We start from the raw sequence: 13435 nt of genomic DNA on the forward strand, positions 1-13435 counted from the left end.
TCAACTCCGCATCTCCTGTCGTGTGCTGGATTCGTGCTGGACGCCGACGAATCACGGGTACCACCGGCCTGCGTGCTGCGCGCCGGGGCAGCTGACCCAGTCGATCGGGCATCCGGCACACCTTCTTCACGTGACTCGCGCCGGTTGCGGAAACAAAACTCTGCCGGTCCGACGTTGTCGATCTCCTATGCGATAACGGGGGTGGTCGGCTTGAAGTTGTTCCGGACGGACGCATCGAAATGTGGCGTGAGCGAGGTCATGCCGCGTCTTGCTGAGGTCGAGGCAGATGTGCAGGGTCTCGTCGAGGCGCACATGGAGACGCTGCTAGGCGTCCGTTTCCTGGCGAGTGAGTACGGCACCGGGCCGGTCCACAAGGGCCGTATCGATTCGCTCGGGCTGGACGAGAACGGATCGCCGGTCATCGTCGAGTACAAGCGCGGCATCGACGCCGGCGTCATCAACCAGGGCCTGTTCTACCTGGCGTGGCTAATGGACCACTGTGCCGAGTTCGAGCACCTGGTCCTCGACCGGCTCGGGATGAGGGCCGCGTCCCAGGTCTTGTGGAGCAGCCCTCGCCTGATCTGTATCGCCGGCGACTTCACGCGTTACGACGTGCATGCCGTGCACGAGCACCGGCGGTCGATCGACCTGGTTCGCTACCGACTGTTCGGGAGCGACCTGCTCGGGCTTGAGACCGTGGCGTCCGGGAGAGGCGGCATGCAGGCGGCACGCCGAGCCCGCCGCCAGGCGGTTGCCCGGGCGACAGCCGGCATCCAGGACGCGTCGATGGTTGAGCTGGAGAGGGCGGTCGATGAGGCATTGCTCGGGCTCGGGGACGGTGTGAACTGCGTCGAGCGCAAAACGTACCGGGCGTACCAGCGGCTGCGGAACTTCGCCTGCCTCTGTCCGCCGCAGCGGAGCAAGCTGCTGGTCTACCTGAAGGTTGACCCGAAGGACGTCGACCTTGTCCCGGGATTCACCCGGGATGTCTCCGGTCTCGGTCACCATGGGACGGGTGATCTGGAGGTGCAGTTGCGTACGCCGAGGGATGTGGAGCGGGCGCAAAATCTGTTCCTGGCGAGCTACGCGGCAGCGTGACTCGCCCCTTCTGTGGCCTGCCCAAGGGCTGAGCCTGTGGCGGGTGTTTGCCTGGCTCCTGGCGATTCCGATTCTTCCGACGCTCCAGCTGCGTGACCATGCAGTGCGAGTGCGGTAGGAGTGCACCTTCCGCGCGCAGGTTCCTGCACCAGAGCGACGATGAGGGGGCAGCATCATGGACGTGGTCGAGCGCTGGACCGGCCGCTACGCCTGCCTGCTGCAGTCCGCCTTACGCCTCGGCAACGAACGCAGTCGAGAACATCGACGTCGTGTGGGTCCCAAGAAACTCGGTCCCCCGCTTCATCCCCGTCGATACGATCTTCCCACCCATCCTGGCTGTCCTGGAGGAGCAGACGTAACGCAGCAGAACGCGGAGGAGCAGCCGGGCATCGCCGCGGCCATCGTCGTCAGCGAGGGGCGCGTGCTCATGGTGCGGCGCCGGGTCAGCGAGGGACAGCTCTCGTGGCAGTTCCCGGCCGGCGATATTGAGCCGGGTGAGAGCCGCGAAGACGCCGCCGTACGAGAGACCCAGGAGGAGACCGGGGTGGAGGTGGTCGCCATGAAGCTGCTCGGCGAGCGGATCCACCCGAAGACGGGTCGGTTGATGTCGTACACGGCCTGTGAGGTGGTGGGCGGTACTGCTCATGTCGCGGACGCCGAGGAGTTGGCTGAGCTTGCGTGGGTCGCCCATGGCGATATCCCGCAGTACGTGCCATATGGGCTGTTCGAGCCGGTGCAAGAGTATCTCGACGCAGTCATGGCAACCTGAGTGGTTCCATCTCAAGTGCGATCTCTCGAGCTCGAGTAAGTGCGTTGGCACCAAGGCTGGAACTGGGGCGTGGCTGCTGGAGGCGGACCTCAACCTTGGTGAGCAGGACCTGCCTGCCCCTCGCGGTGGAAGCCTAGGTGGGTAGACGGCACCGGACACCGCATCGACATCGAGACAAGCGCGAGTGTCCTCCAGGCCGAGAAGGACCTCAGCCGCCCGAAAATTCGCCTGTGTTCCGGGTTGTTCAGGTGCCCCATTCCATCCGTACGGGCTCGCGGGCTGCGGCGAGGGCGCCGTCGAAGTCGGCGAGGCGTTCGGCGAGAGTGGTGGTGGCGATGCGGGGCGGTAGGGCCGCCGAGAACTTCAGGCCGCGGACTGCCCGCGGGTCAACGGTGGGCAGGGTGAGGGAGTCGGGGAGCTCGGCGCGGGCGGTTTTCCAGTCGGTGGGGGAGAGGTCCTGACGGAGGCGGACATGGGTGTCAGTGGGGCGCTGTACGGGGTCGGCGAGGTTGCCGAGGGAGGCGGTGAGGGTGGCGTTGGCGCGGTACCCGGCCCAGGTCCACCAGCGGGTGGCGTCCGCGTCGCGGACCAGCAGGGTGCCCGCCGGGTGTACTTCGTGGGGTGCGCGGTCCATGCGGAGTTCAGCAAGGGCCGCGACGGCGCGGCGGGTGAGGCGGACGTCGGGATCCGTGCCGAGCAGGACGTCGCGCATGGCGCGGGTGAGGGCGTACGACAGCCCGCGGGCTTCACTGCCCTGCCATTTGGCGATGCCGCCGTCCTCGACGGGTTCCACGAAGGCACGGCGTCGGGCCCAGTCGATGAACGTGACCTGCCAGCTGCGGCCGGCTAGCAGCAGGCGGCGCGGGCCCGGTCGTTCTTCGGTGAGGACGGTGGGGTCGGTGGTGCCGATCTCGGTGCGTCCAGCGAGCACCGTGAACTCGGGGGGTGCGGTGAAGGAGGCGGTCAGCTCCATGAAGTGCCGGCGGCCGAAGTGCTTCTCGGCTTCGGAGCCGATGAACAGCATGCCGCCGTCGCTGTCGAGGAAGCCTTCCGCGACCAGGTGCGACAGGAGGGGCGCGGCAGACTGGTCGAAGGGAGCCAGGCCGTTCCACTGCTCGGGCCACAGCCGGTCGCCGACGCGGTGTTCCTGCAGGGTGATGGCGAGGAGCTGCTGGGCGACGAGATGGCGGGGTGAGGGGGGCGGGGTGACGGGTTCCACCCAGCCACGGGCCCACAGAGTGAGCAGGCCGGCGGCTTGGAGCAGAGTGTCGGGCCGGGTGGCGAGGAACAGGCAGTTGCGGGATGTGCCGGCGCGGCGCCCGGTGCGGCCGATGCGCTGCAGGAACGAGGCCACGGTGCTGGGTGAGTCGATCTGGATGACACGGTCGAGGTCGCCGACGTCGATGCCGAGTTCCAGGGTGGAGGTGGAGACGATGACGCAGTCGCGGGCTTCGGCGAATGCCTGCTCGGAGCGTGCGCGTTCGTCGGTGGACAGCGAGGCGTGTGAGAGGAACACGGTGACGTCGCGGGCGCGCAGTGCCGCACCGAGTTCTTCCACCTGCTTGCGGGAGTCGCAGAAGACGAGCCGTTTCTCGCCCCGGTGCAGGGCGGAGATCACCTTGGCGGCGTTGGCGAGCGATCCGACGTAGTCGAGCTCCACCTCCCCTGCGGGACGCGGGTGTTCGGTGGTGTCGGTTGTGGCGGGCAGAGTGACGCCGGGGGCGACGACTCGGCCGGGGCGATCGGCGGGGCGTGCGCCCTGGAGCCAGGTGAGCAGGGTGTCGGGGTTTCCGACTGTGGCGGACAGCCCGATGCGCTGGATGCGGTGGCCGGCGAGCCGTTCCAGGCGTTCGAGCACGGCGAGCAGGTGCCAGCCGCGGTCGTCCCCAGCGAAGGCGTGCACCTCATCAACGACGACGGCGCGCACCCGGCCCAGCATGTGTGCGTGGTCGGTCTTGACGCTGATGAGCATCGCTTCGAGCGACTCGGGTGTGGTGAGCAGGAAGTCGGGGGATTCGGTGCGGATGCGACGGCGTACGGACTCGGGGGTGTCGCCGTGCCAGAGGGCGGCTCGGCGCCCCAGCCACTGGGCGTAGCTGTCGACCCGGTGCACCAGGTTGTTCAGGAGCGCCTTGAGCGGGGCCAGGTAGAGGACTGAGGTGCCGGTCCAGCGCTGCTCTCGCATGGCGGACAGCAGGGGGAAGGTGGCGGCCTCCGTCTTCCCGCCCGCCGTCGGCGCGAGCAGGACCGCGTCCTCGCCGTTCATCAGCGGGTGCACGGACGCCTTCTGCAGCGGGCGCAGATCGGGCCACCCGAGCGTGTTGACGATGTGGTGCAGGACTACCGGGTCAAGGCGCTCCAGCGGGTCGGTGCCGCGCGGCTGCTCCTGCACGTCTGCAACTCCCGGGCCGTTCATCAGAATTCGGGACTTAGGGACTGGGTCGTCAGATGTCGAGGTCGAGGTCGTCAGCCGAGGCGGCCGGTGCGGGCGCGGCGAAGTTCCGTTCGGTGGCGGTGAGCTCACTGCTGCCCACGGTCAGCTTGTAGTGCCTGCGCGGGTCGAAGTCGGGGAACTGGTCGATCCGGTCGAGTACGTCGCCAACCAGCTTCTTCAGGTACAGCCGTGGTGCGACTCCGACCTTCCCGCCCAGTGCCCCGCCCACAGCCCGGGCCAGGTCGGTGAGGTAGGAGTCGTCGGCAAGCTGCTTGATCCTGTCGGGGGACTGGGAGCCTTCGGTATACAGGTCGCGGATGGTGGCGCCCAGGCCGGTCAGTGATGCCTCGGTGAATCCGGGCAGCCGGATCTGGACGGCCCGCGGGTTGTCGAAGCGGGGGTCGGTGGTGAAGTCGGTGGCGAGGCGCTGGGCGAGCGGTGCGAGTCGCTGTACGCCCTGCTGCCCGTCGTAGAAGGCGGGCGTGCCGGTGATGATGAGATACAGGCCGGGGAAGCGGCCGGAGTGGACCTCGTCGATGAGCTGCCGCAGCGCGTTGAGTGCCTTGTCGCGGGCGTCGGAGCGGACCCGTTGCAGGGTTTCTACTTCGTCCAGGACGAGGACGAGGCCGGCGTGCCCGGCGTCTCTCAGCACGGTGAGCAGGCCCTGAAGGAAGCCGAAGGCACCGAAGTGGTCGAGGTCGCCGCGGACGCCTGCACTGCGCCGGGCGGCTGCGGCGACGTGCGGCTGGCCGCCGAGCCAGGCCATCACCGCAGCGGCGGTGGCCTCGTCGCCGGCATCCAGGGACTGCTTGTATCCGCGCAGGGCGGTGGCGAACGCGGGGGCGTGTCGGGACACCTCGGCCAGACGGGCAGTGAGCAGCCGGTCCACAGCCTGTGGCAGCTCGCTCTCGCTCGCGCCGTCGGCGAGTGCATCCTCCTCGAGTGCGTAGAACCAGGCGTCTACGACCGGCCGCAGGGCGCTGGGCGGGAAGCTGGCGGTGGCCAGGCGCTCAGTGAGTCGCCGGTAGACCGTCTCCAGCTTGTGCAATGGGGTCTCGGTCTCTGACACCTGCACCTCGGCCACGGCAAAGGTGCGCCGTTTGGCGCGCTCGCTGAGCCAGCGAGTGAAGAAGGTCTTGCCGGATCCGTACTCGCCGCGCACGGCCTTGAACACCGAACCGCCTGCGGCGGCAGTGTCCAGTTCCTCATCGACGGCCCGCTCGAAGCGGTCTAGTCCGGTGGCGAGCAGGTCGAGGCCGCTCTCGGGGACGGCGCCGCGCCGCAGCGCGTCCACGACAGCACGCCGCCGCACCGCGCTGACCGGGGTGGTAGCCCCGGATGCTGAAGATCCAAACGCGTTCACCCGAATAGTCTCCCATCCGGCTGCCCACCTGGCCGGACACCCGTGCGTGCACCGCGCCGCTGGTGCTCGGAGCGGCCGGGCGGGCCGACTACCCCGCCCGGCATGGCCGCAGACACCCGGTTCACAGTCCGAACTGCTCGATCAGCTGGCCCCGGTGCAGGCGCAGGGTGCGGTTGTCGGGGAGAATCTCCAGGATCTGGGCACCGTCATAGTTGAGGAGCTGGGCCAGGGTCGCGGCGAGGCCAGGGGCACGGGTAGCGGGTTGGCCGGCGCGTTCGGCCAGGGCGGTCATGGGCAGGGTGCCCGCTTCGACCAGCGCGGCCAGAGCCTTCGGCAGAACCGCCTTGTCGCGTGGCACACGGGCGAGCAGTGCCAGCTGTTCCTGGTACAGCGCGGTGGCCATGAGGCGATTCACCAGTGCGGTGGCAGGGTCCTCTGTTTGATCGGAGACGGGTACGGCGGTGGGCTTCACTACAGAGGCGACAGGTTCCTGTGGTGCGGAGGGTGCGACCTCGTCCTCGCCGAAGAGACTGATAGCGCCCTCTGTCAGGGGCGGGGTTGCCTTCTTGGCCTGCTTGCGGCTTGGGCGTGCAGCGGTGGCCTCGGGTGCCGCGACGGCATCGGCTCCGGCCCTCGTCTCGGCCGCTAGTCCGGTGGTGGCCTCGTTGTCCTGCTCCCACCATGCGGGCGTAAGGTCGCCCAGTTCCCGCCATCCCGTAGGTGGCTCCGCGCCGAACGGCAGTAGGGCGAGCAGGGGGATGGTGAACTCGGCGAGGGTTGCCCCGCCGTGGTAGCCCGCCTTCAGCGCGGTATACCGGGCGTCGTGGTCCCGCAGCGCGACGATCCGCGATCCGGGCTCCGGCCAGACCACCCGTGGCCCGGACAGCTCAATTTCGGCCGGTGCGACGGGTCCGCCGGGGGCTCGGTGACGGGCCGACCCTATGGCGCCGGCCGCCGCGTCGATCTTGCTGCCGCGTCGCTCGACCACATGGCCGTGGTCGGAGGTGAGGAGCACGGTCATGTCGTTGGCGCGGGCAGCCCGCAGCAGCGGTTCCAGGCCGCCGATCTCCTTGATCTCCCAAGCGCCGTCGCCGAGCTTCTGCTCCTTGGCGAGCCGGTCGTCGACGGTGTTTAGGACGACCGCTACATGGGTGCGCTCGTCGGCGAGCGCTTCAGTCAGGGCGGTGGAGAAGGGCGAGCCGGTGTCGGGGCTGCGCAGATCGTCCTTGTGGAAGACAGCCGCAGGGGCCCCCTTCCAGCACGGGTGCTGGGGGAAGAGCCGCTTCTCGTCGTTCTGGTCGCCCTTCATCAGGGTGCCGGCGAACAGCGAGGTGCGGGAAACGGTGGTGAGAGTGGGCAGCGCAGCGGCCACGGCACGCCTCACCGGTGCTCCGGTCGCGCCCTGCAGCGGGTCGAACTCGGACCAGTGTCCGTGCAGTTCTTCACCCAGTTCGGCTGCGATCGCCGCACTCATTCCGTCGATGAGGAGGAGCAGGACCCGTCGGCCGGGACAGTCCACGACGGGCGCGACGACCCGGTCCAGGAAGCTTTCGACGGTGAGCATGGCGCCGGGGGCGGTGCCATCTGCGGTCCACACCGCGAGCCGCTCGGAGAACGCGCGGTCCAGCTCACGACGTTTGCTGCGCACCTGCTCGCCGATCCGGCTGTAGGCGTTGGCGAGTGCGTCGTCTGCGTCGCCGCCCGCGTCCAGGTGTTCCAAGGCTCGGTCTACCCAGCCGAGTTCGCGTATCTGGCGGGCGGCGCCGTCGGCCACCGAGGCGATGTCGACTTCAGGCTGGGACGCCAGCCACCGCCGCAGCCGCGCTGCCATCCGTACCCGTTCGATACGGGCCTGGGTAGCGCCGTCGACGGCCAGGGCGTGTTCGGCCAGCGCAGTGATGGCAGCCGTGACCGTCTCGGGACCGCCGTCGGCGAGGGCGCGGCCCGCTGCGGTGAAGCGGGCATCGAGTCCGGCGGCGAGCAGCGGACTGGCAGCGGCGGCGGTCTGCGCCCCGAACTGTGTGACGAGCTGTGCGGCCCTGCTCAGGACCGGGTCGGCGAGCCGGTGTTCGCCCCGGTCGACGAGGCCGCGGACGTACGCCTCACCGCTTTGCCCGAAGGAGGCAAGGAGCCGGTCGAGGTCGTCGCCCTGGGCGGGGGGCTGGTCACCGAGCCATCGCTCGGCGCGCCCGCGCGCCCGGAACAGGTCGTGGTCGGCCTCCGCGTGCCCCCACAGAGCCGCGCAGACGACCGCGTAGGCGGCTGCGTCCGCCCCGTGGTCGGCGTCTACCAGGGCGGTAATGATCTTTCCGGTGGAGCCGGCCTGTTCGGGTTCGGCGAGGAAGCCGGCCAGGCCGACCCGTTCCGGTCCGCGCAGATCGCGCAGGAGGTTGGGGCCGCCGGGAATCTGGGTCCACCGGAACAGGGTGATGGGGTCGATGCGGTCCCCGTCGTCGTGTGCGGCCGGCCCACCCAGCGCGTCCGTGTCACGGCGGCCGAGCCGGAGCCGACGCCGGGCCAGCCGAGTGAGGGCCTCGTCTCGGGAGAGCACTCCCTTGCCGAGCGAGGGCCAACCGCGGCTGGCCGCAGCGTCAAGGAGCGCTTCGGCCGCCCAGGTTTCCCTCCGCAGCCGCCCGTCGAGACCGCGCGCGTCGAACGCCTCCTGCACGACCTCCCAATTGTCGACGGACCGGATCCTTCCGCCGTAGACGCGGGCGAGCAGCCCGGGGTCCAGGTCGGTGTCCTCGCGGTCGGTGAGGACGACCAGGACTTTGGGGTCGGGAGGAGTCCGCGCGTCGAGGTGGCCCAGGATCTGCTCGTGCACGGCCAGCACCGAGGGCGCGACGACCACCCGCGCTTGCAGCCCGCTCGCCGTACGCTGCACGGCGGGCCCGTCCCAGACGGGAGCGGCCCGCAGCAGCAGTACGCGGACCGTGCCGTCACCGAGCCGACTGCGGGCGGCGAGGTACTGACGGACGGTTCCTGCCGACAGCCGGGCGGGGCCGGCGGTCGCGGGGGCTGTGGTGACCGTGTCGGACATCAGTCGACGACCTTCCAGGTGACCTCGACGGTGGCGTTCGGGTGCTCGGCCGCGAGCGCCGCGATCTCCGCCTGCAGTTCGGCGGCGGCCCGGGCGGCGGTAGTCCGCCCGCCGCCGGAGCGGGCCACGGACCGCGAGGGTGTGCGCGGCCCCGGCTGCTGCGGCGGCTCCGGCAGCACCTGCGGGTGGGCGGATCCACCGTTCAGGTCCACGCTGTCGGAGCTCGGCGGGGGAGTGGGCGACGGCTGGGGGCGCTCGGTCGTGCTCTGGCGAGACCTCAGCAGGGACAGCACTTCCCGGCCGCTGGCGTGCAGCACGCCCGGCAGGTCGGGGTAATCACCCGGGTCGCCATCAGCAGCATCCCGCACCCGCTCCAGGACGGCCGCTCCGTCCACGCCGAGGGTGTCGGCCAGGCTCAGCTGGTCCCAGCTGGTGTTCTGCAGCGCGCTGGCGACCTTCCCGGCGCTCTTCAACGACATGCCGTACCGGTGTGCGGAAAAGTCGCCGAGAGGGAAGCGGGCGAGCCGGTCCACGACGGTCTTCGCCTCGATGCCCCCTTCCGTCACCTCCTTGACCAGCTCCTGCGCCCGCCGGGCAAGAACGAGGCGGGGGGAGTCGTCGTTCAACTGGAGGAAGGCACGGTGCTTCTCCAACTCCCCGACGAGCCGTCCGGCGTCCTGGCCGAGTGAGGCGGCGGCCTGCTTGATCTGTGCGGCGAACTGGTTGACGATCCGGCCGCGCCGCAGTTGCGGCGCTTGGTCGCCGAGCATGGTCTCGAACCGCTTGCGCGCCTCTGCCCAGACGCTCTCCGTGGGCAGTTGCTGCTCACGCAGGGCGTAGTCCGGCTTCAGCTCGTGCGGTGCGGGCGCGGGTTCGATGGGGACGCCGCCGCGCACCCATACCCGGTCGGTCATCTCCGCGTACGCGGCGGCGAGCAGCCGGCGCAGCGGCTCGGGCAGTCCGCGCGGCTCGGGAAGGTCGCACCAGTCGGAGAGCTTTACCAGGGTCGGCTCGGCGGTGCCGTTCCGGCGGGCTTGGTCGTTGAAGTGGTCGGACCAGGCGGTGGACTGCCGGTAGTACGCCTCCCGCATCGCGCCGAGCCCGAGGCCGCCCGCGATCCGCGCCATGGTCTTGCGGTCCTTGGAGTCGACCTCGGTCTGGCCGTCACGGTTCTCGGCGGCCTTGCGGACGTACTCGAAGACGGTCTTGATTTCGGCAGGCTTCACGGGCCTGCCAGTGCTGTCCGGGTCCAGGTCGGGGTGGGCGGGGTACTGGTGGGCGAGCAGCTTGCCGGCCAGGTCGCGGACGGCGGTATCCAGTGTCGCGCCGAGCGGAAGCCGCAGCTCGGGCACGTCCTGCTGGGCGACCAGGTGGGTGTCGAAGCTGAGGTCGACGACCCCTTCCTGCTTCTGCGTGAGCCCGTACGCCTGCCGCAGCGCTTGGGTGACGCGCTCGGTGAGGATGAGGAGCTGCGACTGGAGCATGCCCTTGGCGCGCTCTTTGTCGTCGGCGTTGAGGCTGCGCGCGAAGTCGGAGTCGAAGCGGGTCTCGTCAGCGAGGGCCTTGTCGATGACGACGAGGCGCTCGAAGTCGCCGCGGGAAGCATCGGTCAGGTGTGTGGGCAGCCAGGCCAGGGTGCGTGAGTCACCGCCCGGCTTCTCCCGCAGGGCGCGCAGCCGCTGCAGGTCGTCCATCGGCCCGAACTCACCCTCGTCGTAGGGGAAGTCGACGATGAGCCGCCAGGCGTCCTCCTGGCTTGGCCGAAGGGTCGCCTCGGGCAGCGAGTCGACATCGGCGACGTTACCGAAGACCACCTCGACCTGCCGTTCGGTGCCTTTCCACACAAGGTTGAGCACGTCGTACGCGTCGAAGCCGCCAGGCCCGTCGCTGACGCCGAGCGCCTCCTTGAGCAGGCCGCGCATCTTGGCACGCCGGTTGTTCTGGTTGTTGTGGACCTGGGCGTTGGCGAGGACGGCGTCCAGGTCGACACCGGTGAGCTCCAGGCGCACCACCGCACCCGGCCCGGTACCGGTCACCTTTATCTCGGGGAAGGTCGCCGCCCACTCCTTCGCCTTCTGCTCGAGCCGACCGACCTCCGTCCCGGCGATGCGGGTGGTGATGGAGCCATGGTTGAGGGCGTGCAGCCGCGCCAGGGTGAGGTCGGCCAGTGCGGGCACACTGGGCGCGAGCGCAGACAGCAGCAGGGTCTGCAGCAGTCGGCTGTCGCCAGTGAAGTCGCGGCAGCGGGCTGCAAGTTGCGGGTCGCCGAGGGTCTCGGGGCGGCGTCGGTACGCCTCGACCTGGTCCTCGGTGACCTGGTTGGTCTTCAGCAGGTACGGGCGGAGCTTGTCCCGGTACAGCTTGTCGGCGGCCTCGAAATGAACACTGGTCTCCCCGCTGAATGCCTTGTCGCCGCCGCCCGCGATCGCCGGGTAGAGATCACCCAACGGCACAAGCTGCCCGAGCCGCCAATCGTCGCGGTGGTCGACGAGCAGCTGACTCATCAGCTTCAGGCCAGTGCGGGAGCGCTGCAGGGCCGCGGAGATGTGTACCAGAGTGTCCATGAACGCCGGCGGGAACGGGTACGTCCGCCTGAACGCGCCCTCGTCCGCGCCGGTGGTGGACTTGTCGTGGCCGAGCAGGGTGTCCCATACGTCCGGACCGAGCCTCTTGGCCTCGGCGAACGCAGCCTCCACCTTCGCCTCGGCCTCCGGGCTGGTGGGCTTGAGCAGGCGGGCCTGCGCGATCTGTGGGAGGTTGCGGTCCTCCAAGACGATCTTGTCGAACCGCCCGCCGCTGAGCTTCAGACTGTCCTGGACGGCGGCCTCGGCGGCCCCCGACATCTCCTCGCCGACCAGCTCACGCAGGTCGCGCTGGCGGGCGATGAATGACACCACTGGGATGGCGCGCCGTTCGTCGCCGCCCTCCACAAAGTTCGTGATCTTGTCGGCTTCGCGGGAGACGAACTTCTGGTCGTGGATACGGGAGGCCAGCCACAGGATCAGCTCGTCCATGAAGAGGACGAGCCCGTCATAGCCAAGGGACTTGGCGTGCGCGGCGATGATGCCGAGCCCCTTGTCCAGCGAGACGAACCCGTCGGCATCTTCGGAGGCGTTGCGCGAGAACGACGGGAACAGGGTCTGGGTGAGGTCCTGCACGAGCCGGGCCCGCAGTTCCCGCGGCGTGGAAGGGTTCTCCAGGTCGAGGTCCTTGGTGTTCTCGTGTTCCTCTGGCGCGTTCACCGCCTGGTCCAGCAGCTCAGTGGTCCAGGCGAAGGAGTCACCCCACTCGTCCTCCTGGCCGTCGCCGGCATCGGCGAGCTGCTCGATCACTCGCTCGTCGCCGTTCCGGCGGCGCTGCTCGGCGAAGTCCTCGAAGAGCCCGTCGGTCCGGTAGACCTGCGGCAGCGGGCAGTCTGGGTGGAGTTTCCGTACGTGCTCCACGTACTTGCCGAGCACGCGCTGCTCCAGGGACTTGGAACCCAGCATGTGATACGGCACCAGCAGGAACTTGCGGTCGTCCGCATCCAGCCAGGCGTGCCGGGCCCGCACCGGGTCGAGGTCGCGGCGCGCCCGGGCGGCCTGGTTACGTGACAGCAGCGCGTACAGCACCGCCATGAAGTGCGACTTACCGGAGCCGAACGAGCCGTGTAGATAGGCAGCCTTCGAAGAGCGGCTGTCCAGCGCCGACTTGATCAGGTCGAGGGCCTCGTCGAAGTTGCCGAGCAGCCGGTCGGTGACGACGTAGTCCTTCAGCGCGGCCTCGGCCCCCTCAGGCGTGACCGCTTCGTTCAGCTTCAACACGAAGTCGGAGGTGGACACCGACTCCGGGATGTCGATCAACTCCCGAAGCAGCGGCCGGTCCTCGGGACGAGGATTGTTCCTGTTCATGAACGCCATGGTGTGTCTGCTCCTCGCCCTACTCAGGCGGACTCTGCGTCGCTTACGGCCTCGGTGACGGTGTCATTGTCGGCGTCGATGATGGACGTCTGGACGGCGGCCTTCGTGCCCGTGCGCGTCTTCGATGTGGCGGCCTTCGACGCGCCGCGTCCACGGCTGACGGCGGACGGACGCCAGGCCCGCAGTGCATCGTCGGTCAACCCGAGCTCGCCCTGCTTCTGCTGCCTGAACGCCAGGATCTCGGCGGCCGGCGACGCCCCGAACTCCGGGTCGTACTCGCCGTACCACTGCTCCAGCCACGGCTGCAGCTCAAGTAGCCCGGCCAGGTAAGGCACGAGGTCGTCGTCGCTGAGCCCAGCCTGCTGGATGTACGAGGCGAGCGCGAGGGCCTGCTCCAGGTGATCCCAGCCGGCCCACCCGTACAGCTCCGGCGACTGCGCGTTGACCGTGCCGTAGGACACGAACCGCTCCTTGGGCACATCCAGCTTGCCGCGCGCACGCCAGTAGCTCGGCTTCAGGAAGTCCGCCGAGGTGTACTTCGGCGGCACGGGCGTCCGCTCGCGGACCTTCCGCTTGGCGGGCTCGTCGGGCGCCGCGTCCTCCTCCCGCTGCAACTCCCAGACCTGCTCCCAGTCAGCACGCTTCTTCAGCCCGGTCGGCTTGTACCGCAGCGCAGAAACGAACGGCACGTGCTCCTCGGACAGCAGCTCCCGCACGATCTTCACGAGGTCCTGCCGGGGTGCGTACAGCTCGGTAACGGACGTGAAGTCCTCGTCGGCGGACAGGCTTTCGGCAAGCCGGGCGAGCGTGGTGATGGTGGGATTGCCGCTAG

At 69.4% G+C, this 13435-nt stretch carries 7 protein-coding genes and 1 pseudogene; 3 read left to right on the top strand and 5 right to left on the bottom strand.

Features of this window, described 5'->3' with window-relative positions:
• Window positions 1-201: 201 nt before the first annotated feature.
• From AC5WS8_RS37995 to AC5WS8_RS38005, 3 genes and pseudogenes are all read left to right on the top strand, one after another.
• A complete protein-coding gene (locus tag AC5WS8_RS37995; protein WP_496108058.1) occupies window positions 202-1098 on the top strand; it encodes a DUF5655 domain-containing protein in 897 nt (298 codons plus the stop codon).
• A 248-nt stretch (window positions 1099-1346) separates the two neighbouring features.
• Window positions 1347-1457 (top strand): annotated as a pseudogene (locus AC5WS8_RS38000) (NUDIX hydrolase); the annotation flags it as partial.
• 29 nt (window positions 1458-1486) lie between these two features.
• A complete protein-coding gene (locus AC5WS8_RS38005; protein ID WP_496108059.1) occupies window positions 1487-1867 on the top strand; it encodes an NUDIX hydrolase in 381 nt (126 codons plus the stop codon).
• A gap of 244 nt (window positions 1868-2111) precedes the next feature.
• Here AC5WS8_RS38005 and AC5WS8_RS38010 read toward each other — a convergent pair whose 3' ends face one another.
• The 5 genes from AC5WS8_RS38010 to AC5WS8_RS38030 all read right to left on the bottom strand — a co-directional run.
• Window positions 2112-4283, bottom strand: coding sequence for a DEAD/DEAH box helicase (locus AC5WS8_RS38010; RefSeq protein ID WP_496108054.1), 2172 nt, complete (start codon window positions 4281-4283; stop codon window positions 2112-2114).
• Between the two features lie 28 nt (window positions 4284-4311).
• Window positions 4312-5664, bottom strand: a complete 1353-nt coding sequence (gene brxD, locus AC5WS8_RS38015) for a BREX system ATP-binding protein BrxD (protein WP_365186261.1) — start codon at window positions 5662-5664, stop codon at window positions 4312-4314.
• A gap of 121 nt (window positions 5665-5785) precedes the next feature.
• Complete coding sequence (pglZ, locus tag AC5WS8_RS38020; protein WP_496108055.1) at window positions 5786-8704, bottom strand: BREX-2 system phosphatase PglZ; 2919 nt, start codon at window positions 8702-8704, stop codon at window positions 5786-5788.
• Window positions 8704-12603 (bottom strand): BREX-2 system ATPase PglY, encoded by a 3900-nt coding sequence (gene pglY, locus AC5WS8_RS38025; RefSeq protein ID WP_496108056.1) that lies wholly within the window; start codon window positions 12601-12603, stop codon window positions 8704-8706. Before pglY ends, pglZ begins: the two co-directional genes overlap by 1 nt.
• Window positions 12604-12626: 23 nt before the next feature.
• Window positions 12627-13435, bottom strand: an 809-nt coding sequence (locus AC5WS8_RS38030; RefSeq protein WP_496108057.1) for a DUF7008 domain-containing protein, incomplete at its 5' end; no start/stop codon positions are given.

Source organism: Streptomyces sp. PTL18, assembly GCF_059510295.1.